15 protein-coding genes are annotated in these 21,736 nt (G+C 65.9%); 13 read left to right on the top strand and 2 right to left on the bottom strand.

Annotated features, from left to right (window positions below):
* Positions 1–84 precede the first annotated feature (84 nt).
* Positions 85–333: an accessory factor UbiK family protein gene (locus LZ005_RS14290; protein WP_237808743.1), complete on the bottom strand. Its 249-nt coding sequence runs from the start codon at positions 331–333 to the stop codon at positions 85–87.
* A 201-nt stretch (positions 334–534) separates the two neighbouring features.
* Here LZ005_RS14290 and LZ005_RS14285 point away from each other — a divergent pair, with 201 nt between their 5' ends.
* From LZ005_RS14285 to LZ005_RS14225, 13 genes are all read left to right on the top strand, one after another.
* Positions 535–1,278: a TorF family putative porin gene (locus LZ005_RS14285; RefSeq protein WP_237808742.1), complete on the top strand. Its 744-nt coding sequence runs from the start codon at positions 535–537 to the stop codon at positions 1,276–1,278.
* Positions 1,279–1,290: 12 nt separating this feature from the next.
* Positions 1,291–1,629: a P-II family nitrogen regulator gene (locus tag LZ005_RS14280; protein WP_237808741.1), complete on the top strand. Its 339-nt coding sequence runs from the start codon at positions 1,291–1,293 to the stop codon at positions 1,627–1,629.
* Positions 1,630–1,645: 16 nt separating this feature from the next.
* Positions 1,646–3,217, top strand: coding sequence for an ammonium transporter (locus LZ005_RS14275; protein WP_307727807.1), 1,572 nt, complete (start codon positions 1,646–1,648; stop codon positions 3,215–3,217).
* 161 nt (positions 3,218–3,378) lie between these two features.
* Positions 3,379–4,671: a glutamate--cysteine ligase gene (gene gshA / locus LZ005_RS14270; protein ID WP_237808740.1), complete on the top strand. Its 1,293-nt coding sequence runs from the start codon at positions 3,379–3,381 to the stop codon at positions 4,669–4,671.
* Between the two features lie 75 nt (positions 4,672–4,746).
* Positions 4,747–5,688 (top strand): glutathione synthase, encoded by a 942-nt coding sequence (gene gshB / locus LZ005_RS14265; protein ID WP_237808739.1) that lies wholly within the window; start codon positions 4,747–4,749, stop codon positions 5,686–5,688.
* Position 5,689: 1 nt separating this feature from the next.
* Complete coding sequence (locus tag LZ005_RS14260; RefSeq protein ID WP_237808738.1) at positions 5,690–6,097, top strand: PTS sugar transporter subunit IIA; 408 nt, start codon at positions 5,690–5,692, stop codon at positions 6,095–6,097.
* 17 nt (positions 6,098–6,114) lie between these two features.
* Positions 6,115–6,384: an HPr family phosphocarrier protein gene (locus tag LZ005_RS14255; RefSeq protein ID WP_237808737.1), complete on the top strand. Its 270-nt coding sequence runs from the start codon at positions 6,115–6,117 to the stop codon at positions 6,382–6,384.
* Between the two features lie 21 nt (positions 6,385–6,405).
* Positions 6,406–8,154, top strand: coding sequence for a phosphoenolpyruvate--protein phosphotransferase (gene ptsP, locus LZ005_RS14250; RefSeq protein WP_237808766.1), 1,749 nt, complete (start codon positions 6,406–6,408; stop codon positions 8,152–8,154).
* 41 nt (positions 8,155–8,195) lie between these two features.
* A complete protein-coding gene (locus tag LZ005_RS14245) occupies positions 8,196–9,302 on the top strand; it encodes a homoserine O-acetyltransferase (protein ID WP_237808765.1) in 1,107 nt (368 codons plus the stop codon).
* A complete protein-coding gene (gene metW / locus LZ005_RS14240; RefSeq protein ID WP_237808736.1) occupies positions 9,299–9,916 on the top strand; it encodes a methionine biosynthesis protein MetW in 618 nt (205 codons plus the stop codon). The genes LZ005_RS14245 and metW overlap by 4 nt, the downstream gene beginning before the upstream one ends.
* A gap of 32 nt (positions 9,917–9,948) precedes the next feature.
* Positions 9,949–11,148, top strand: a complete 1,200-nt coding sequence (locus LZ005_RS14235) for an AmpG family muropeptide MFS transporter (RefSeq protein WP_237808764.1) — start codon at positions 9,949–9,951, stop codon at positions 11,146–11,148.
* On the top strand, positions 11,138–12,001 hold the full coding sequence (locus LZ005_RS14230; RefSeq protein ID WP_237808735.1) for a M48 family metallopeptidase: 864 nt from the start codon (positions 11,138–11,140) through the stop codon (positions 11,999–12,001). Before LZ005_RS14235 ends, LZ005_RS14230 begins: the two co-directional genes overlap by 11 nt.
* Entirely contained in the window at positions 12,001–12,924 is a 924-nt protein-coding gene (locus LZ005_RS14225) for an RluA family pseudouridine synthase (protein ID WP_237808734.1), read from the top strand. Before LZ005_RS14230 ends, LZ005_RS14225 begins: the two co-directional genes overlap by 1 nt.
* On the opposite strand, the gene LZ005_RS14220 is transcribed toward LZ005_RS14225, so the two are convergent.
* Complete coding sequence (locus LZ005_RS14220) at positions 12,921–21,674, bottom strand: Ig-like domain-containing protein (RefSeq protein WP_237808733.1); 8,754 nt, start codon at positions 21,672–21,674, stop codon at positions 12,921–12,923. The two genes, LZ005_RS14225 and LZ005_RS14220, sit on opposite strands and share 4 nt — an antisense overlap.
* Positions 21,675–21,736 lie beyond the last annotated feature (62 nt).

The following is a 21,736-nucleotide window of genomic DNA, read 5'->3' as shown; positions in this document are numbered from 1 at the left end:
GGTAAGTGCTTGATGTAAAGCAGAAAACGCACGCCCGGCGTCATCCGGGCGATGGCGACATGCGGCGGCGCCAGCGCGCCGGGCTCAGGACTGCTTGGCGTCGAGGGCGGCTTCGAGGGCGGCCACGCGCTGCTCCAGCGCCTCGAGCTTGGCGCGGGTCTTGGCCAGCACCTGGTTCTGGATGTCGAACTCCTCGCGCGTGACCAGATCGAGCTTGGAAAAGCCCTGGGTCATCATTGCCTTGACGTTCTTTTCGAGGTCCTTGGCCGGCGACTGTTCGATCGCCTGCTGGATCTTGCCCTGCAAATCATTGAAAAAACTGTTCATGTCCATGGTCGGTGGCGCCCTTGCGTGATGTCGGTGCACCAAGCTGGTGCGTTTTGCTTCGTCCTGGTGCAGCCTGTATGCATTCTGTGACAGGAATCGGGTCCGGACGCTGGCACGGTTCCTGCTGTACTTGCCGTGAATGCTCTCGGATTGCAGTCAGATTGTAAACCAAGCCCCCATTCATCTCATCGAAAACAAAGGAATCGTATGACGCACCTGACCCAACCCCTGAAATTGGCCGCTGCCGTCGCCCTGGCCCTGTCGACTCTGGCCCCGCTGGCCCAGGCTGAAGAGAAGAAACCCGACGATGAAGTGACGTTCAACGCCTCCCTGGCTTCGACCTACCGCTACCGTGGCATCGGCCAGACGCGCGAAAAACCGGCCCTGCAGGGCGGCGCCGACTACGTGAACAACCCGACCGGCTTCTATCTCGGCACCTGGCTGTCGACCATCAAGTGGATCAAGGACGCCGGCGGCGACAGCAATGTGGAATGGGACGTGTACGGCGGCAAGCGCGGCGAGCTGGCCAAGGACATCACCTATGACGTCGGCTTCCTCAGCTATATCTACGCCAGCAACGGCCTCAAGCCGAGCGCCAACACCACCGAGATCTACGGCCAGGTCGGCTTCGGTCCGGCCTATCTCAAGTACTCGAACTCGACCACCAACCTGTTCGGTTTCGCCAATTCCAAGAACTCGGGCTACCTCGACGTCGGCGCCAATCTGGATGTGGCCGAAGGTCTGCAGCTGAACCTGCACGCCGGCCGCCAGACGGTGAAGAACAACGGCGCGTTCTCCTACAACGACTACAAGGTCGGCCTGACCAAGGACCTCGGCTTCGCTTCGCTGTCGGGCGCCATCATCGGTACCGATACCGACGCCTACACGGGCCCGGGCGGCAAGAACCTGGGCAAAACGACCCTGGTCGTGATCCTGACCAAGACTTTCTAAGCGAGGTGAATGATGAAAATGATTACCGCCATCATCAAGCCCTTCAAGCTGGACGAAGTGCGTGAGGCCCTCTCGGCCATCAATGTGCAGGGCATCACGGTGACCGAAGTGAAAGGCTTCGGCCGCCAGAAGGGCCACACCGAGCTGTATCGCGGCGCCGAATACGTCGTCGATTTCCTGCCCAAGACCAAGATCGAAGCGGCGGTCGATGACGCCGTCGTCGAGCAGGCCATCGAGGCCATCGAAAACGCTGCGCGCACCGGCAAGATCGGCGACGGCAAGATCTTCGTCTACAACCTGGAACAAGTCGTGCGGATCCGTACCGGTGAAACCGGCAACGATGCGCTCTAATCAAGGGGATTTGAATATGAAGAACACCATGAAGAACTGGGTGATGGGAGTCCTGTTCACGCTGGCCCTGGGCAGCGTGGGCGTGGCCAGCGCCGACGAGGCCAAGGCGCCGGCCAGCGCGCCGGCCGCCTCGGCCGCGGTTGCGGCCAGCGCCGCGCCGGCTTCGGCAGCGGCTGCCGCCTCGGAAGCGGCCTCGGCTGCAGCACCGGCCGCGGCTGCCGCGCCGGCGCCGGCCCCCGCCGCAGCGGCCCCGGCCGCGCCGACCCCGCAGAAGGGCGATACCGCCTGGATGATGGTCGCCACCCTGCTCGTGATCCTGATGACCATCCCCGGCCTGGCCCTGTTCTACGGCGGCCTGGTGCGTTCGAAGAATATGCTGTCCGTGCTGATGCAGGTCTTCATGATCTTCGCCACCATCATCACCCTGTGGTGCCTGTACGGCTACTCGCTCGCCTTCACCGAGGGCAATGCCTTCATCGGCAAGTTTGACCGTCTGGCCCTGGGCGGCATCTTCGACGCCGCCAAAGGCAGCTTCAGCTACGCGGCCACCTTCAGTAAGGGCGTGGTGATTCCGGAGTTCGTCTACGTCGCGTTCCAGGGCACGTTCGCGGCGATCACCTGCGGCCTGATCATCGGCGCCTTCGCCGAGCGCGCCAAGTTCTCGGCCGTGATGGCCTTCATCATCCTGTGGTTCACCTTCAGCTACCTGCCGATCGCCCACATGGTCTGGTTCTGGACTGGTCCGGATGCGATCAAGGACGCCGCCACCCTGGCGTCGGAAACCGAGAAAGCCGGCTTCCTGTTCCAGAAGGGCGCGCTCGACTTCGCCGGCGGCACCGTGGTGCACATCAACGCCGCCATCGCCGGCCTGGTCGGCGCCATCCTGATTGGCAAGCGCGTCGGTTTCGGGCGCGAAGCCATGGCCCCGCACTCGCTGACGATGACCATGATCGGCGCTTCGCTGCTGTGGGTGGGCTGGTTCGGTTTCAATGCCGGTTCGGCCCTGGAAGCGGGCGACATCGCCGCCCTGGCCTTCATCAACACCCTGCTGGCCACCGCCGCTGCCACCGTTTCCTGGGTGGTCGGTGAATGGATCACCAAGGGCAAGCCCTCGATGCTCGGCGGCGCGTCCGGCGCCGTGGCCGGCCTGGTGGCGATCACCCCGGCCTGCGGCTTCGTCGGCCCGATGGGTGCGCTGCTGATCGGCCTGGCCGCTGGCCTGGTCTGCCTGTGGGGCGTGAACGGTCTGAAGCGTCTGATCGGCGCCGACGACTCGCTCGACGTGTTCGGTGTGCACGGTGTCGGCGGTATTCTCGGCGCCATCCTGACCGGCGTGTTCGCCGCCCCCTCGCTCGGCGGCCAGGGCGTGTTCGACTACGTGGCCAACAAGGCCTCGGCCGACTACTCGATTCTCGGCCAGGTGCAGACCCAGGCCATCGCGGTCGGCACCACCATCATCTGGTCGGCGGTGGTCTCGCTGATCGCCTACAAGCTTGTGGATATCGTGATCGGCCTGCGTGTGCCGGAAGAAGAAGAGCGCGAAGGCCTCGACATCACCAGCCATGGTGAATCGGCCTACCACAGCTGATTGAAAAGCGGTGTTCTCCTGGTCCGGGGTAAGGGACCATGCTTCGCGCCCCCTCGGGGGCGCTTTTTTTTGCTTGGTAATTTGGAAACCCGCTTGAATTCTCCGAAATTGCCCCGATGTGGGACAGCCCAAGGTAAGATGCTGTTTTTTGGAAGATTGGCATGGTTCCCAACCTCGTAACGGCTTTGAACGGCCCCCTGCTCGACCTCGAAAAGAAAATTCTCGAGGCGACCCCGGCCATCGAGCGCTGGTTCCGCCTCGAATGGCAGGAGCACACGCCGCCGTTCTACTGTTCGGTGGACCTGCGCAATGCCGGCTATAAGCTGGCCCCGGTGGACACCAATCTGTTCCCCGGCGGTTTCAATCATCTGAATCCCGAGATGCTGCCCCTGGCCGTACAGGCCGCCATGGCGGCGATCGACAAATACTGCCCGGACGCGCGCAATCTGCTGCTGATTCCCGAATCGCATACGCGCAACCCGACCTATCTGCAGAACGTGGCGCGCCTGATGCAGGTGTTTCGCCAGACCGGCCTGCATGTGCGTCTCGGCTCGGTGTCGCCCGACATCACCGAGCCGACCCCGCTGCCGCTGCCGGACGGGAATATGCTGGTCATCGAACCGCTCGTGCGCTCGCCCAATGGCCGCCGGCTGGGCCTGAAGGACTTCGATCCCTGCACGATCCTGCTGAATAACGACCTGTCGGCCGGCATCCCGCCGATCCTCGAAGACCTGCACGAGCAGGCCCTGCTGCCGCCCCTGCATGCGGGCTGGGCCCTGCGCCGCAAGAGCAATCACCTGAACGCCTACGACGAGGTGGCCAAGAAGTTCGGCAAGCTGATCGACGTCGATCCGTGGATGGTCAATCCGCTCCACCTGCAGTGCCAGGACGTGAATGTGGCCGACCCGGCCGACTGCCTGGCCGACCAGGTCTCGACCCTGCTGGCCAAGATCCGCAAGAAGTACAAGGAGTACGGGATCAAGCAGAAGCCCTTCGTCATCGTCAAGCCCGATGCCGGCACCTATGGCATGGGCGTCATGACGGTCAAGGACCCGAACGAGGTCAAGGACCTGACGCGCCAGCAGCGCCACAAGATGTCGGTGATAAAGGCCGGCGTCGAGGTGAGCGACCTGATCATCCAGGAAGGCGTGCCGACCTTCGAATCGATCGGCGAGGCCGTGGCCGAACCGGTGGTGTCGATGATCGACCGCTACGTGATCGGCGGTTTCTACCGCGTGCACGCCGAGCGCGGGGTCGACCAGAACCTGAATGCGCCCGGCTCCCAGTTCGTGCCGCTCGCCTTCGCCCAGCAGCATGCGGTGCCCGATCTGCAGGCCAAGCCGGGTACGGCCGCGCCGAACCGCTTCTACGTGTATGGCGTGGTGGCGCGCCTGGCCCTGCTGGCCGCCTCGCTCGAACTCGAACGCACCGACCCCCACCCCGAGGTGTATTGAGGATGGCGCCGGGGCCGCGCAAGGCGGTCCCTGCCATTTCGGGCTAAAATCGGGGTTCCCCGTCGAGGAGATCCCATGAATATCGCATTTCTCGCCGATCCGCTGGCGAGCTTCAAGATCTACAAGGATTCCACCTTCGCCATGATGCGCGAAGCGGCCCGCCGCGGCCATACGCTGTATGCTTTCGAGCAGGGCGATATGGCGCTCGAGGGCGGCCGCGTGGTGGCCAATGTGGCCGAGATCACGCTTACGGGCGACCCCGACAACTGGTACCACGCCGGCCCCGTGCAGGCGCGCGCTCTGGAGTCCTTCGACGCCGTCCTGCAGCGCAAGGACCCGCCGTTCGACATGGAGTACATCTACGGCACCTATCTGCTGGAACTGGCCGAGCGCCAGGGCGCGCGCGTGTTCAACAAACCGGCCGCGATCCGCAACCACAATGAAAAGCTCAGCATCGCCCAGTTCGCCGAATTCACGGCGCCGACCCTGGTCACGTCCGATCCGCGCCGCCTGCGCGCCTTCCACGCCGAGCATGGCGATGTGATCCTCAAGCCGCTCGACGGCATGGGCGGCATGGGCATCTTCCGCGTCAAGGACGATGGCATCAACCTCGGCGCCATCATCGAAACCCTGACCGATCACGGGCGCCGCACCATCATGGCCCAGCGCTACATCCCCGAGATCAGCAAGGGCGACAAGCGCGTGCTGCTGATCGGCGGCCAGGTGGTGCCGTATGCGCTGGCGCGCATTCCCCAGGCCGGCGAGGTGCGCGGCAATCTGGCCGCCGGCGGCACCGGCGTGGCCCAGCCGCTGACGGCGCGCGAGCGCGAAATCGGCGAAAGCCTGGCGCCGGAACTGGCCGCACGCGGCCTGCTGCTGGTAGGATGCGATGTGATTGGCGATTACCTCACCGAGGTGAACGTGACCAGTCCCACCTGCTTCCAGGAGATCATGCAGCAAACCGGATGCGACGTCGCCGCCATTTTCATCGACGCCCTCGAACGGGCGGTGGCCTGAGATGGTCGGCATTTTGCTGATGACCCATGCCCCGCTGGGCGCGGCCTTCGTGGCCGCCGTCCAGCATGTGTTCCGCGGGCCGGTCGAGCAGCTGGAAGCGATCGACGTCGTGGCCGACCAGGACCCGGGTCAGGTCAACGCCCTGGCGCAGGCGGCCATCGCCCGCCTGGACGAGGGCGACGGGGTGCTGGTCATGACCGATGTGAAGGGCGGCACGCCCGCCAACTGCTGCAATGCGCTCACCGAGAGCGGGCGCGTGGAAGTCATCGCCGGCATCAGCCTGCCGATGCTGCTGCGCGCCATCACCTACCGCCGCGATACGCTGGACGTGGTGGTCGAGATGGCCCTGGCCGGGGGCCAGAATGGCGCCGTGCGCGTCGATAACCGGATCCGCCTGGGTCCCAACTGAAAGCGATTCAAGGGAAGATGATTCAACAAGAACTCGAAATCATTAATAAACTGGGCCTGCACGCGCGCGCCTCGGCCAAATTCACCCAGCTCGCCGCCAAGTACAAGAGCGATGTTTTCCTGTCGCGTAATGGACGGCGCGTGAACGCCAAGTCGATCATGGGCGTGATGATGCTGGCCGCCGGCAAAGGCGCCAAGGTCACGCTGGAAGCCGATGGCCCGGACGAACAGGACTGCATCGCCGCGCTGACCGGCCTGATCAACGACAAATTCGGCGAAGGCGAGTAAATGCCCTCGCTCGCGCGCAATATGGCCTCCTTCACGCTGCACGGGATTCCCGTGTCGCGCGGGATCTCGATCGGGCGCGCCCACCTGCTGGCGCCGGCCGCACTCGAGGTCCAGCATTATCTGGTGGCCGAAGAACATCTGGAAGCCGAAGTCCTGCGCCTGCAGGAAGCCATCGCCCAGGTGCACCGCGAGCTGCAGACCCTGTGGACCGAACTGCCGAAGGACGCGCCGACCGAACTCGGGGCCTTCATCGACGTCCACGTGCTGATCCTGTCCGACCCGATGATCTCGGAAGCGCCGCTGGACATCATCCGCACCCGCAACTACAACGCCGAATGGGCGCTCGTGACCCAGATCGAGGAGCTGTCGGCCCAGTTCGACGAAATCGAAGATCCCTATCTGCGTGAGCGCAAGGCCGACATCCAGCAGGTGGCCGAGCGCGTGCTCAAGGTCCTGATGGGCAGCGCCCAGCTGCCCTCGGCCGAACTGCGCGACGACTATCAGCCGCAGATGATCGTGGTGGCGCACGACATCTCGCCGGCCGACATGCTGCAGTTCCGCGACAAGAGCTTCGTCGGCTTCGTCACCGATGTCGGCGGCCAGAACTCGCACACGGCCATCGTCGCCCGCTCGCTCGATATTCCGTGCGCGGTCGGGATGGGCAATGCGTCCCAGCTGATCGAACAGGATGACTGGGTGATCATCGACGGCGACGCCGGCGTGGTGATCGCCAATCCGAGCCCGCTGGTGCTCGACCAGTACCGCGCGCGCCAGGGCGCCCTGCTCAAGGCGCGCAAGAAGCTGCTGAAGCTGAAGAAGACCCCGGCCGTCACGCGCGACGGCACCGCCGTCACGCTGCTGGCGAATATCGAGCTGCCCGAGGACTGCCCGCACGCGCTCGAATCGGGCGCCATGGGCGTCGGCCTGTTCCGCTCCGAATTCCTGTTCATGGGGCGCGCCAACCACGCCCACAAGACGCCGACCGAGGACGAGCAGTTCGAGCAGTACAAGAAAGCCGTGCTGGCCATGAAGGGCAAGCCGGTCACCATCCGCACGCTCGACATCGGCGCCGACAAGCCGCTCGACGGCGCCGAGCACACGGCCCTGAATCCGGCCCTCGGCCTGCGCGCGATCCGCTACTGCCTGTCGGAGCCGCAGCTGTTCCTGACCCAGCTGCGCGCGCTGCTGCGCGCCTCCGCCTTCGGTAAGGTGCGCATCCTGATTCCGATGCTGGCGCACGCCTTCGAGATCGACCAGTCGCTGGCCATGATCGAACAGGCCAAGCAGCAGCTGCGCGAGGCCGGCCAGAAGTTCGACCCGCAGGTCGAAGTCGGGGCGATGATCGAGATTCCGGCTGCGGCCCTGTCGCTGCCGATGTTCGTCAAGCGCATGGACTTCCTCTCGATCGGCACCAATGACCTGATCCAGTACACGCTGGCGATCGACCGCGTCGACTACGAAGTGGCGCACCTGTACAACCCCCTGCATCCGGCCGTACTGCAGCTGATCGCGATGACCATCCAGGCCGGCCACAAGGCCGGGATCGATGTCGCCGTGTGCGGCGAGATGGCCGGCGACACCAAGCTCACGCGCCTGCTGCTCGGCATGGGCCTGCGCGAGTTCTCGATGCATCCGGCCCAGCTGCTGGCCGTGAAGCAGGAAATCCTCAACAGCGATCTGGCGGCCCTGACGGCGCAGACGCGCAAGATCCTGCGCGCCACCGAACCCCAGGCGATCGCCGAGGCGGTGGCCCAGCTGCAGACGCTTTAATTCTCACTATGTCCTCCATCGGAATCGTTGTCCCGCAAAGCCTGCATTTCAGCGAGCCGCTGCGGCTCCAGAGCGGCGCCTCCCTCAGCGACTATGCGCTGATGATCGAAACCTATGGCACCCTGAACGCCGACAAGTCCAATGCGGTGCTGGTCTGCCATGCGCTCAATGCCTCGCACCATGTGGCCGGCGTGTATGCCGACCAGCCGAAGAACACCGGCTGGTGGAACAATATGGTCGGCCCGGGCAAGCCGCTCGACACCGACAAGTTCTTCGTCATCGGCGTGAACAACCTCGGTTCCTGCTTCGGCTCGACCGGTCCGATGCACACCAATCCAGCTACCGGCAAGCCGTATGGCGCCGATTTTCCGGTGGTGACGGTGGAAGACTGGGTGCACGCCCAGGCGCGCGTGGCCGACGCCCTCGGCATCGGCCAGTTCGCCTGCGTGATGGGCGGTTCGCTCGGCGGCATGCAGGCCCTGGCCTGGTCGATCCTGTATCCGCAGCGCCTGCGCCACTGCATGGTGATTGCCTCCACGCCCAAGCTGTCGGCCCAGAACATCGCCTTCAATGACGTGGCGCGCCAGGCCATCCTGTCGGACCCCGACTTCCATGGCGGGCATTTCTATGAACACGGCGTGGTGCCGCGGCGCGGTCTGCGGGTGGCGCGCATGATCGGCCATATCACCTATCTGTCGAACGACGACATGGCCGAAAAATTCGGCCGCAAGCTGCGCAACGCGGCCGACAAGGACGCCTACAACTTCGACTTCGGCGTCGACTTCGAGATCGAGTCCTACCTGCGCTACCAGGGCGACAAGTTCTCCGAATACTTCGACGCCAATACCTATCTGCTGATTACCAAGGCGCTCGACTACTTCGATCCGGCGCGCCCCTTCGATGGCGATCTGGCGGCCGCGCTGGCCGCTACCCGCGCCCAGTTCCTGGTGGCCTCGTTCACCACCGACTGGCGCTTCGCGCCCGAGCGCTCGCGCGAGATCGTGCAGGCCCTGGTGGCCAACCGCCGCCAGGTCAGCTACGCCGAGATCGACGCCCCGCACGGACACGACGCCTTCCTGCTCGAAGACCCGCGCTACCACAACTTCATCCGGGCCTACTACGAGCGCATCGCCAAGGAATTCGCATGAACTTCAACGAACTCTCTGCCGTCCGTCCGGACCTGGCCTTCATCGCGCACTGGGTGCGCGAGGGTTCGCACGTGCTCGACGTGGGCTGCGGCGACGGCGCCATGCTGCGCCATCTGCAGGTGGACAAGCGCTGCAGCGGCTATGGCATTGAACTCGACGACGCCCAGGTGCTGGCCTCGACCGCGCGCGGCATCAACGTCATCCAGCAGGACATGGAAAACGGCCTGGCCATGTTCGGCGATAACAGCTTCGACACGGTGCTGTGCCTGTCCTCGCTGCAGATGATGACCCATGTCGAGGACCTGCTGCGCGATATCGTGCGGGTGGGCGCCGAGGCCATCGTCAGCTTCCCCAATTTTGCCCACTGGCCGCACCGTCTGGCCCTGCTCAAAGGGCGCATGCCGGTGTCGAAGTCGCTGCCCTACCAGTGGTACGACACGCCGAACGTGCGCTGCGCGACGATCTATGATTTCGCCGAACTGGCGCACGAGGTCGGGCTCGAAGTGCTCGAATGCGTGGCCCTGGCCGACGGCAAGCCGGTGCATTTTCTGCCCAATCTGCGCGGCAGCCTGGCCGTGTTCAGGCTGCGCAAAAAGCAGCGGGCCGCCGGGTGAAGACTGACTGGCGCAGCCTGTTCAACAGGCGCATGCTGACCGTGCTGGCCCTGGGCGTGAGCTCGGGCCTGCCGCTGTTCACGCTGATCTACTTCGTCCAGGCCTGGCTGGCCAAGGGCGGGGTGGAGGTCAAGGCGCTTGGTCTGTTCGGCCTGGTGCAGTTCCCCTACACCTTCAAGTTCCTGTGGGCGCCGTTCATGGACCGCTTTGCGCTGCCGCTCGGGCGGCGGCGCGGCTGGATCGCCCTGACCCAGCTCGGCCTGTGCGTCGCGATCGGCGCCATGGGCATGCTCGACCCGGCCACCCAGCTGGGCGCCATCGTGCTGGCCGCCACCGGCGTCACTTTCCTGTCGGCCTCGCAGGACATCGTGATCGACGCCTACCGGCGCGAGATTCTCAGCGACGCCGAGCAGGGCCTGGGCGCCGCCGTCGTCGTCAATGCCTACAAGGCGGCTGGCCTGATTCCGAGCGCGCTCGGGCTGGCCCTGGTCGAATTCCTGCCCTGGTCGCTGGTGTTCTGGATCGTCGGCGCCTGCATGCTGCCATGCTTCCTGGTCACGCTGCTGGCGCGTGAACCGGCCCTGTACGGCGCCACGCCGAAGAATCTCGAGCAGGCGGTGATTCTGCCGTTCAAGGAGTTTCTGACGCGCGGGGGCTGGGCTCAGGCCGGCTGGATGCTGGCCTTCATGCTGCTCTACAAAATCGGCGACAGCATGGCCACGGCCCTGGCCACCAAATTTTTCCTTGATATTGGCTTCAGCACCTCCCAGATAGGGGCAGCGGCCAATGCGGTCGGGCTGTGGGCCAGCGTGGCGGGTGGCCTGGTGGGCGGCGTGTGGATGATCAAGCTGGGCGTGAACCGGGCGCTGTGGGTGTTCGGCGCGCTGCAGGCGCTGGCGATTCTCGGCTTTGCCTGGCTGGCGCTGGTGGGCGCGAATACGCTGTTGCTGGCGGCGGTCATGGGTTTCGAGTCGTTTGCCAGCCTCGGTCTGGGTGCGACGGCCCTGGTGGCCTTCCTGTCGCGCGCGACGGACACGCGCTACACGGCCACCCAGTACGCGCTATTCTCCAGCCTGGCGGCGGTGCCGCGTACATTTATCAATGCCTCGGTCGGCTACATCGTGGCCCAGCTGGGGTGGTTTCAGTTCTTTCTCGTGTGTTTTGCGGCGGCGATCCCGGCCATGCTGATGTTGCCCAAGATCGCGCCCTGGAGGGAGTCCGATGCGCATTAACTTTGTGGTGGTGGCCCTGGCCCTGGTCAGCGGCCTGGCCGGTGCGGCCGATCGCACCGTCGTGCAGGATGGCATTACCGTGCGCCAGCGCCTGCCTTTCGAAGCCCTGGTCCCGGCCGAGCAGGTCGAGTCCCAGTCGCGCATGCAGTATTCGCAGCTGCTGAATGCGGCGCAGGAAAAGCATGCGCTGCTGCCCGACAGCGACCCGCGCGTGCAGCGCGTGCGCGCCGTGGCCCAGCGCCTGATCAGCTATGCGCCGCGCTGGAAGCCCGAGGCCCAGCGCTGGCAGTGGCAGGTCAATGTGCTCAATTCGGGCACGGTCAACGCGTTCTGCATGCCGGGCGGGCGCATCGCCTTCTTCAGCGGCATCCTCGACAAGCTGCAGATGACCGACGACGAGATCGCCGCCGTGATGGGCCACGAAATGGCCCACGCCCTGCGCGAACACAGCCGCTACCAGCAGGGTAAGACGGCCGTGACCGGCATGCTGGCCCAGGGTATCGGCAGCCTGCTCGGCTACCGCTACAACATCGACCCCAACCTGACCCAGCAGGGCGCGCAGATCGCCACCAAGGGCCTGGCCCTCAAGTATTCGCGCGATGACGAGCGCGAGGCCGATCTGATCGGTCTGGACATCGCTGCGCGCGCCGGCTACGACCCGCGCGCCGGCATCGTGCTGTGGCAGAAAATGGGCGCGCTGAGCAAGAGCGCGCCGCCGGCCCTGCTGTCGACCCACCCGCTCGGCCCCGAGCGGATCGAGAAGATCCAGGAGCATCTGCCGCTGCTGCTGCCCCTGTACGCGAGCGCCAAGGGCACCACGGTCGACAAGCTGCCGCCCTACGCCACGCGCTGATGGGACGCCAGGCCGAGGCCAACGCCTTCGTGCCCTTGCCGATGCGCGAGGGCGTGTCGCCGTCTTATCTGTGGCTGCAGGATGGGCCGTGGACGCACCTGCTGCCCTTCCTGGTCGAGAATTTTCCGCTGGTGTCCGAGGCCTCGTGGCGCGCGCGCCTCGCGCGTGGCGAAGTCGTCGATGGGCAGGGGCGGGCGCTGCGCGCCGATTCGCGCTACCAGCGCGGCATGCGCATCTGGTATTACCGCGAGCTCGAAGCCGAGACGCCGATTCCCTTCACCCACACGGTGCTGCATGAGGACGCGCATCTGCTGGTGGTCGACAAGCCGCATTTTCTGCCGACCATTCCGACCGGGCGCTTTCTCCATGAAACCCTGCTCGTGCGCCTGAAAAAGGCGACCGGCAACCCGGACCTCGTGCCGATTCACCGGCTCGACCGCGAGACGGCCGGCGTGGTGATTTTCTCGACCAACCGCACCACGCGCGGCATCTATCAGTCGATGTTCCAGCAGCGCGTGATCGGCAAGGAATATGAGGCCCTGGCGCCGCTGATGGCCGAGCGCAGCTTTCCCTTCACCTACCGCAGCCGCCTCGATATCGGCGACAAATTTTTCGTGATGAAAGAGGTGGCGGGCGCGCCGAATGCGGAGTCGGAGATCGACCTGATCGAGACCCGTGGCGGCCTCGGCCGCTATCGTCTGCTGCCGCATACGGGCCGCCAGCACCAGCTGCGCGTGCACATGGCGGCGCTCGGTGCGCCGATTCTCAATGATGCGTTCTACCCGGTCGCGCTGCCCTGCAAGGGAGACGATGTGTCGGCCCCGCTGCAGCTGCTGGCGCGCGCCGTGCGCTTTACCGATCCCTTGACGGGCGCGCCGCGTTGCTTCACCAGCGCGCGCCGGCTCGACTGGCCGGCCGCTTAAGCGCTGTTGCCGGTGATGCTGAACACCACATTGCCCGACACCGCATTGCCGGCCAGATCGTGCAGGGCCGAGCCGACGATCGTCACCTGATAATTGTGCAGGCCGTTCAGGGCCGAGGGCAGGGTCAGGTAGAGCAGATGGCCGCTGTGCGACACATTGCTCGCGCTCATGGTCAGCGCCACCGAGGAGGTGGTGGTGTCGACGATGCTGATCGAGATGCCGCTGTCGACATAGATGTCCTCGTCGAACTGCACGGCCAGCGAGGTGCCCTGCAACAGGGTGCCGACGCTGGGCGTGCTGACGACGGTCGGCGCCACCTTGTCGACCACCACATTGCTGATGCTGGTGTCGCTCAGGCTCTGGTTGCTGGCCAGATCGGTCGCGTGCAGCGACAGCGTGTAGGTGCCGGAACTGAGCAAGCTGGTCAGATCGATCGTGTAGTGGCCGCTCGCATCGGCATTCGTGAAGCCGAGCTGGGTCCAGCTGGACGTCGTATCGAGCGCCGTGACCTTGATGTAGGGCTCGGTGGTGCCGGTGATGACGACCGAATTGGTGACCTTGTCGCTCGACGATTCGCCCGTGTCGGTCGACAGCGCGGCCGTCGGCGCCGACGGTGAGCTGGTGTCGAGCGAATAGGTGTGCGACCAGGTCGGCCCCACATTGCCATACACGTCGGTCAGGCGCACGAGCAGGGTGCCGGTGCTGATGCTGCCGCCGCGCGACAGGTCGACCGAGGAAGTTTCCCAGCTGGTGCCGGTGTAGTAATTGGCCGCCGTCCAGCTGCTGCCGCCGTCGACCGAGACTTCGGCCGTGGCGCCATTGACCCAGGTCTCGGAGGCCGTGCCTTTGATCGACTGGTAGACGCCGTTGACGAGGAAGTCATTGCCGGGGTCGTAGCCGAGCTCGGTGGTCACCACGCTCGGACCGACGCGGTCGAAGGCGACGCTGCCCGTGGCGCTCGTGTGGTTGCCGGCGGCATCGGTGGCGACGATGCTGGCCGTGTAGCTGCCATCGCTGATGCTGCTGACATCGCTGCTGCTGAGCACATAGGTCCAGCTGTAGCCGCTGATGGTCGGGCTGTAGGTGTGGCCGTCGATGATCAGGCTGGCTGAGCTGGCGTCGATGCCGATCGCGGCCGACAGGGTCACGCCGGCGCTCAGTTCGCTTGCGGTGAGCACGCCGTCGCCGAAGCTGGCCATGCTGACCGTGGGGCCGACCGTGTCGATGCTGGCGCTGACCGTGGGTGTGGCCGAGAAGGTGTTGCCGGCCTGGTCCTGCAGACCGGTCATGCTCAGGCTCAGCGATGCGCCCGGGCTGCTGATGGTCGGCGTGAAGCTGACCGTCCAGTGGATGCTGTCGGAACTGACGGCACTGCTGAAGCTGCCCTGGTCGGACTGCAGATGCGAAATGAAATCGCGGTCGTCGCCCGCCAGCGCCTCGGAGAAGGTGAAGCTCAATGTCGTGCCGCTGCTCGAAATCACGCTGGCGGGAATGCTGGTGCTCACCAGGCTCGGCACCTCATTGTCGATCAGGAAGGCGTCGGTCGAGGCGCTGCCGCTGCCGGCATTGCCGTGCATGTCGCTGATGCCGCTCAGATCGATGGTCAGCACATTGTCGGCGGCCGTCACGCTGGCGTCGAGCGAATACACAGCCGTCCAGCTGCTGGCATTGCCATCTTGCATGACCGAGACGATGCTGCCGTGCGGGTGGCTGCTGAAGTCGGCCGCCGTGAAGCCCTGGATGTCTTCCGAGAACACGATATGGGCCGTGACCGTGCTGCTGCTGGCATTGATCGGCGTGCTGTCGAGCGAGAAGGATTCGACCGTCGGGCGCTTGGTGTCGATGATGTAGAAGGGGCCGGAATCGATGCCCGACACCGGGTTGCCGAGGTCGTCGGTCAGGTAGGCGAGATTGACGCTGATGGCGCCGCTGGTCTCGGTGTTGCTGCTCGGCGTGAAGGTGGCCGTCCACACATGGCTGGCGTTCTCGGTGAAACTGGTCAGCGTGCCGCCGGGGACGGCGATGCTGGTGTCGTCCAGATAGACCGATTCGCTGAAAGTGAAATGCACCTCCGTGCTCTGGCCGGCGGTCAGCGTGGTGCTGCCCATGCTGATCGCGCTCAGGGTCGGGCAGATGGTGTCGAGGCTGAAGGCCGAGGTCAGCGAGGCCGTGCCGCTGGCGCTGTTGCCGATGGTGTCGCTGATGCCGCTCAGGCTCAGCGTGACATTGTCGGTGCTGCTGTTGATCGCATCCGGGATATAGCTGGCCGTGAAGGAGCTGCTGCTATAGGTGACCAGATTGGTGAAGCTGCCGTGCGCGGCCGACAGGGCGCCCAGGCTCATGCCGCTGACGGCCTCCGAGAAGCGGATGTTGACGATCGGCGTGTCGCCATAGGTGACGAAGGTGTCGCTGATGCTCACCGTCGCGGTCGGGGCGCGCGTGTCGATCTGGAAGAAGCTGGTACCCGGGTTGGCGCTGCCGGTATTGCCGTCGCTGTCGGTCACGCCGCTGAGGTCGAGCGTGATCTGGCCGCTCGCCGTCTGGATATTGCTGCCCGGTGTGTAGGTGGCCATGTAGTGGATCTGGTCGGTCGAGGCCAGACCGCTGAGGCTGCCGCCAGCGAGGCTGAAGTCGCTGCTGTCCAGACCGCTCACGGCTTCGCTGAAGGTGATCGACAGCACTGCCGTCTGGCCGGCCTTCAGGCTCGTATGGTCGAGGTTCAGCGTGGCCGTCGGGATCACTGTGTGGACCGCATAGGTCGGCGAACTGATGCTGCCGCTGCCGCTCGCGTGCGCCGTGCTCAGGCCGCTCAGATTGACGCTGATCGTGTTGCCCGTCTGGTCCAGGCTGGCATTAGGCGTGAAGCTCGCGTACCAGGTCTGGTTGTCGCTCGAGGTGAAGGCGCCGAGGCTGCCGCCGGCGGCCGTGGCCGACAGGGTCGGCGTGCCGCTCAGCGCATGGTTGAGCGCGAGCGTGACCAGGGCCGTTTCGCCGTGGAGCAGATTGGTGTCGCTGAGGCTGATGCTGCCGCTCAGGACTTCGGTGTTGATGCTGAAGCTGGCCGTGGCGCTGCCGCTGCCAGCCTGGTTGTAGGCGCTGCTGGCGACGCCGCCCAGATCGATGCTGAGGCTGGCATTGCTGCTGTAGACGTCGCTGCTCGGCGTCATCGTCAGATACCAATGGATGCCGTCGCTGCTGGTCGGGGTGCCGCCGCTGAGCACGCTGCTGCTGATGTCGGCCGAGGTAAAGCCGGTCACCGCTTCCGAGAAAGTGACCATCACCGTCACCGGGCTGGTGCTGGTGATCGTGCTCGGGCTGAGATTGACGGTGGCGGTCGGGTGCGGGGCCACCACGTCGTAGTAGCCGGAGTCGGTGCTGCCGCTGCCGGGATTGCCATTGCCGGCGGCCGTCAGCCCGCTCATGTTCACCGTCATGACGTTGCCGGTGCTGTTGCCGCCGCTGCTCGTCAGGGTGGCCGTGAAGGTGGTGTTGTTGCTGGTGCTCAGATTGCTCAGCGTGCCGTGCTGGACGCTGACGTCGCCCAGATCGAAGCCGCTGACGGCGCGGTCGAACACGAAGGTGACGGTGGTGGTGGCGCCGGTGGTCAGGCTGCTGCTGCCCAGGCTGACGCTGCTCAGATGCGGGCGCGTGGTGTCGACCGTGTAGCTGGGCAGGCTGTAGCTGCCGCTGCCGGCGTTGCCGTGTTCGTCGAACACGCTGGTCAGGCTGAGGCTGGCGGAGCTGACCGTGGCCGAGCTGTTGTTGTAGGGCGTGACGGCAAAGGTCCAGACCGTGCTGTCCGTCGTGTAGAAGCTGCCCAGGCTGACGTTCGGGTGGCTGAAGTCTTCCTGGGCCAGGTTGCTGACCGCCTCGCTGAAGGTGATCGTGGCCGTGGCCACTTCGCCGGCGCGCAGGTCGGTGTCGCTGAGGCTGAAGGCGGTGACCGAGGGACGCACCGTGTCGACCACATAGTAGGCGCTGGTGGCCAGGCCGCTGCCGCTGATGCCGCCGCTGTTCTGCACGCTGCTCAGATTGAGTTCGACGGTCTGTTCGGCGACCGAGGCATGGCTGTCCGGGGTCAGGGTGGCGGTCCAGGTCAGGCCATTGTCGCTCGTGCTGAGATTGCTCACGCTCAGGTAGGGCGTGCTCAGGGCGCTCGCGCTCAGGGTCGGCACGGCCGTGTTGAAGCTGATCGTCAGCTGGGCGCTGTCGCCGATCTTGAGCGACTTGTCGTCCATGCTGAGGCTGGCCTCGGGCGCGGGCGGGGGCAGGGTGGTGACCGTGACGGTGGTGGTCACGCTGCCGCTGCCGGCATTGCCGTGGTTGTCGTGCAGGCCCGACTGGTCGAGGGTGACGGTGGCGCTGCCCGTGTTGGCCGCGACCAGGGTGGCGATATAGGTGCCCGTGTACCACTCGTAGACGCCGCCGATGCTGCCGTTGTCGGTGTGCAGCATCGCATCGCTGAGGTCGGGGATGGTCTCGCCGAAGGTGATGTAGACGAGCCGGTCTTCGTTCGGGTGGATGCTGCCCTCGGCCCCGATGCTGATCTCGGCATGCGGACGGTGGGTGTCGACCAGATACGGATAGAAGCCGGCGCTGCCATTGCCGGCATTGCCGGCGCGGTCGTGGATCTGGCTCAGGTCAAGGAACAGATCGCTCGAGGCATAGGTGTCGCCGCTGTCGGCGTCGGGCGTCAGCGTCAGGGTCCAGGTCAGGTAGTCGGCGCTGTGCTGGGGATTGCTCAGCGTGGCGTGCTCGACATAGAAGGCATTGGTCGACAGCTGCTCGACCGCCTCGCTGAAACTGACCGTCAGCGTGGCCGCGTCGCCGATCGTCAGCGTGGTGTCGCTCAGGCTCAGGGTGGCCGTCGGACGCACGAGGTCGATGTCGTAGCTGCTGCTGACGCTGCCGCTGCCGGCCACGTTATTGGCATTGTGTACCTGGCTGAGGTCGATCGACAGAGCATTGCCCTTGTACTCGCCGGCCTCGGGCAGATCGCCGGTCAGGGTCCAGACCGTGTGCGCGCCATTGCTGCTCAGCGAGAGCGAACTCAGGTGGGGCGCCGTGATGGCAGCCGTGCTCAGGTCGGTCACGGCCGTATTGAAGCTGATGGTGGCGACGAAATGTTCGCCGATGCCGAGCGCGGCGTCGGACAGGCTGATCGCCGCCGACGGCGCCGGCAGGCTGGCGCTGACCGTGATCGGGCTGGTGCTGATGCTGCCCACGCCATGGTTGCCGGCCAGGTCGTCGACGCCGGACAGGTTCAGCGTGATGGCGCCATTGCTGGTGGCGCTGCTGGCCGTGTAGGTGGCGGTGAAGTGCTGGTGGTCGGTGGTGCTTACGCTGCTGAGCGTGCCGGCGCTGGCGCTCAGGTCGCTGCTGTCGAAGTTGGTGACCGATTCGCTGAAATCGATGTGCAGCACGGCCGTGCCGCCCTGGCTCAGGTTGTTGCTGCTGAGCGAGAGCGAGGCGGTCGGGGCGATCGTGTCCGGGGTCCAGAAGTCGAGCGCCGTGCTGCTGGTGATGGCCGCCAGCGGATTGCCGGCCAGATCGTGCAGGGCGGCGCCGTCGATCTCCACGTGGTAGTGGCCGTTGGCGCTCAGGTCCTGCAGCGGATTGATGGTGACGGTGGCGCCATTGAAGCTGACCTGGCTGTGGTCATTGGCCAGGATCAGGCGCTCGTCGCTGCCATTGGTGATGTGGATATAGCCGCCGCCGGCCGCCATCGCTTCGCTGAAGGTCAGCACGATGTCATTGCTGACGGCCACACTGGCGCTGTTGTCGGCCGGGCTGCTGGCGAGCAGGGTCGGGGCCTTGGTGTCGATCTTGAAGCCGCTGCTGTCGAGGATGCTGGTGATCTGGTTGCCGGCCGCATCGCGCACATTGAGCTGGCTGAAGTCGACGCTGAGTTTCGCGCTGCTCAGCTCGGTGTCGGCATTCGGCGTGAAGGTGGCCGTGTAGCTGGCGCCGCTGCCGCTCAGGTTGCTCAGCGTGCCACCGCTGGCCGTGAAGGCCGACAGCGAACTGTTGGACAGACCCGTGACGGGCTCGCTGAAGCTCAGCACCATGGTCAGGGTCTCGCCCGTCTTGATCAGGCTGGCCGAGGTGCCGAGCGTGGCCGTCGGCACGATCGTGTCCCGGGTCTTGAAGACCAGGCCGGTGCTGACGCCGGTGCCGGCGAAAGGATTATTGCTGTTGTCGTAGACCGAGACGCCGTCGATCGTGACGGCATAGGTCGAGTTGTTGGCCAGCGGCGTGCTCGGATGCACGCTCAGCACATTGCCCGAGAAGCTGACCTGGGTGCTGTCGGTGATCAGGAAGCTGCGACTGTCGCCCGCGTAGTTGTTGATCGAGATGTAGCCGGTACCGGCCTTGACCGGCTCGCTGAAGGTGAAGTTCAGCGTGGCCGTGGCGGTCACCTCGGTGGCATTCGCGGCCGGGCTGGTGGCCGTCAGCGTCGGCGGCGTGTTGTCGATCGCGCCCGTGCTGAAGTTCAGCGTGGTGCTGTCGCTGATGCCGGCGAAGGCGTTGTTGCTCATGTCGCGCACGGCCGTGCTGTCGACATTCACGTAGTAATTGGTGGCGCCGTTCAGGTGGACGGTCGGGGTCAGGGTCAGGCTGTTGCCTTGGAAGCTGACCTGGGTGGTGTCGGTGACGCTGATCGTGGTGGCCGTGTCGACGCTGCCATTGACGGCGTGCAGCACGATATTGCCGGTGCCGGCCTGCACCGATTCGCTGAAGCTCAGGCTCAGCGACTGGCCGACATAGCCCGTGCTGTCGTCGGCCGGGCTGGCGCCGGTCAGGGTCGGCGGCGTGGTGTCGGGTACGGCCGTGGCGCTGAAGGCCAGGGCCTTGCCGCTGGCCATGCTGACCAGCGGGTTACCGGCCGCGTCGGACAGCGCATTGTTGCTGATGATGACTTTGTAGTTCAGGCCCGCCACCAGATCCTGGCTCGGGTTGATCGTCACATTGCTGCCGCTGATGCTGACCTGGCCGCTGTCGCTGATCTGGATGTAGCGCGTGTCGGTCGCGCCGACGATGCGCGTGGCCAGGGTGCTGCCCTGGAACACGGTCTGCACGGCGCCATCGGTGAGGATGATCTGGCCGCCGCTGTTATTGATCTGCACGGCCTCGGTGAAGCTCAGCACGAGGTTGGCATTGGCCTGCATGGTGCCGCCATTGCCGGGGTTGGCCGAGAGCAGGGTCGGCGCCGTCAGGTCGACCAGCGAAGGGCCGGCCCCGCCGCCACTGCCGCCGGCGCTGGCGCTGGTCAACAGATCGGCATTGGCCATCAGTACGGCCGGGCCGAGGTCGCCGCTGCCGCTGCTCAGACGCAGGGCGCCGGCCACGCTGTCGACATTGGCGCTGATGGTGGCCATGGCCAGGACGGCCGCGCTGGTGCTCAAGCCGGTGGCGTGGGCCAGCGTGCTGTTGACCTGGGCGATGATCTGCCCGGTCTGGCCGGCCAGATGGCCGACCGTCTGCAGCTGGGCCGCGCTGGCGCCCAGGCTGGCTGCGGCCTCGGCCACCAGGGTCGCGAGCGCCGCGGCCGAGTTCAGGACCTGGGCGCCCTGGCCACCGTGGCTGACCCAGGCGGCGAGCGCGCTGTAGGCGGCCGCTTCGGCCTGGGCCGTGCTGGCCGCCAGGCCGCTGCCGCTGAGCAGGGCGCCGCTCAGGGTCGCATAGGCGTCGAGCTGGGCCACGAGGCGCTGGGCCGCGAGGCCGTTGCCGTCGCCGCTCAGGGCGCGCTGCAGCAGATCGGTGTGCAGCAGGTCGAGGCCGGACGGCAGGCCGAGCGCCTGCAGCAGCTGGGTCTGGGCCGCGTCGACGCCCAGATGCTGCTCATCGACGAGCTGGGCCAGGACGCTGGTCAGCGGATTGAGCACGCTGGCGCCGGCCGGCGCGCGATAGCCTTCGCCGCTCGGCTTGCCGGTGCTGGTGTCGATCCCGCCCAGGCTGACCAGGGTGCCGCCGAAGACCGGCTGGGAGAACTGGAAGCGGCCCGCATGGTCGCTCAGGGCCGAGAGTTCGCCGCTGTCGAGCTGGCCGTTGTGGTTGCTGTCGACAAAGACGACGGCGTTGCGCACATAGCCGTCGACGATGCTGCCGCCGGTCGTCATGCCCGGTACGGGCTCGCCCTGGTAGTCAGGGCTGGCATACAGGCTGGCCAGCAGGGCGCCCGGATTCTTCATGGCCAGGGCCGCCGCCAGCTGGGCCTCGGTGGGCGCCTGGCCGAGCACGGCGTGGAACTGGGCGATCACCTTCACCGCCTGGCTCTCGGCCGCCACATAGGCGGGCGCATTGGCCAGGCCGCTCAGCAGACCGGCGCGGTCGAGCTGCTGGCCCTGCCAGTGGGCGAGGGTGGCGGCGTCGGGCGCCTGGCCGAACATATCGGTGTAGAGCTGGCTGAGGAAGTGGCTGTCGTCGAGCGCGCCATAGCGCTGCTGGAACTCGCCCGAGGCGGCGAAGGCGCGGCTGATCTCGTCCAGGCCCAGACCGGCCTGGGCGCGCTGCAGCCAGTAGGCCAGGCCGCCGGCGTCGGGAATGCGGTGGAAGGCGGCCGCGTACAGGCGCGCCAGCGGTTCGACCTTGTCGGCGAATTCAGGGCTGTTCAGGAAGGCCTGGGTGACCTGGATGGCGTTGGCGGCGCCCGAGTCGAGCAGCTGGCTCCAGAAGGTCAGGCCGCCCTGGTCGGCGGCGCGGCCAAGATAGGTGTGGTAGAGCTGGTCGACAAAACGCGCAGTACTCATGGTCGCTCGTGCGGCACGGCCGCGGCTGGGCGCACATTCTCAGCGCCAACGGGTTAGGGGTG

Source organism: Massilia sp. TS11 (assembly GCF_022012445.1).
In the GTDB taxonomy this organism is placed as follows: Bacteria; Pseudomonadota; Gammaproteobacteria; order Burkholderiales; family Burkholderiaceae_D; genus Telluria.
This window is presented reverse-complemented; position numbering and strand designations above follow the sequence as displayed.

Coding starts and splice junctions, on each gene's coding strand:
- LZ005_RS14290 (WP_237808743.1), bottom strand. CDS start 333: ATGGACATGAACAGTTTTTTCAATGATTTGCAGGGCAAGATCCAGCAG.
- LZ005_RS14285 (WP_237808742.1), top strand. CDS start 535: ATGACGCACCTGACCCAACCCCTGAAATTGGCCGCTGCCGTCGCCCTG.
- LZ005_RS14280 (WP_237808741.1), top strand. CDS start 1,291: ATGAAAATGATTACCGCCATCATCAAGCCCTTCAAGCTGGACGAAGTG.
- LZ005_RS14275 (WP_307727807.1), top strand. CDS start 1,646: ATGAAGAACACCATGAAGAACTGGGTGATGGGAGTCCTGTTCACGCTG.
- gshA (WP_237808740.1), top strand. CDS start 3,379: ATGGTTCCCAACCTCGTAACGGCTTTGAACGGCCCCCTGCTCGACCTC.
- gshB (WP_237808739.1), top strand. CDS start 4,747: ATGAATATCGCATTTCTCGCCGATCCGCTGGCGAGCTTCAAGATCTAC.
- LZ005_RS14260 (WP_237808738.1), top strand. CDS start 5,690: ATGGTCGGCATTTTGCTGATGACCCATGCCCCGCTGGGCGCGGCCTTC.
- LZ005_RS14255 (WP_237808737.1), top strand. CDS start 6,115: ATGATTCAACAAGAACTCGAAATCATTAATAAACTGGGCCTGCACGCG.
- ptsP (WP_237808766.1), top strand. CDS start 6,406: ATGGCCTCCTTCACGCTGCACGGGATTCCCGTGTCGCGCGGGATCTCG.
- metW (WP_237808736.1), top strand. CDS start 9,299: ATGAACTTCAACGAACTCTCTGCCGTCCGTCCGGACCTGGCCTTCATC.
- LZ005_RS14235 (WP_237808764.1), top strand. CDS start 9,949: ATGCTGACCGTGCTGGCCCTGGGCGTGAGCTCGGGCCTGCCGCTGTTC.
- LZ005_RS14230 (WP_237808735.1), top strand. CDS start 11,138: ATGCGCATTAACTTTGTGGTGGTGGCCCTGGCCCTGGTCAGCGGCCTG.
- LZ005_RS14225 (WP_237808734.1), top strand. CDS start 12,001: ATGGGACGCCAGGCCGAGGCCAACGCCTTCGTGCCCTTGCCGATGCGC.
- LZ005_RS14220 (WP_237808733.1), bottom strand. CDS start 21,674: ATGAGTACTGCGCGTTTTGTCGACCAGCTCTACCACACCTATCTTGGC.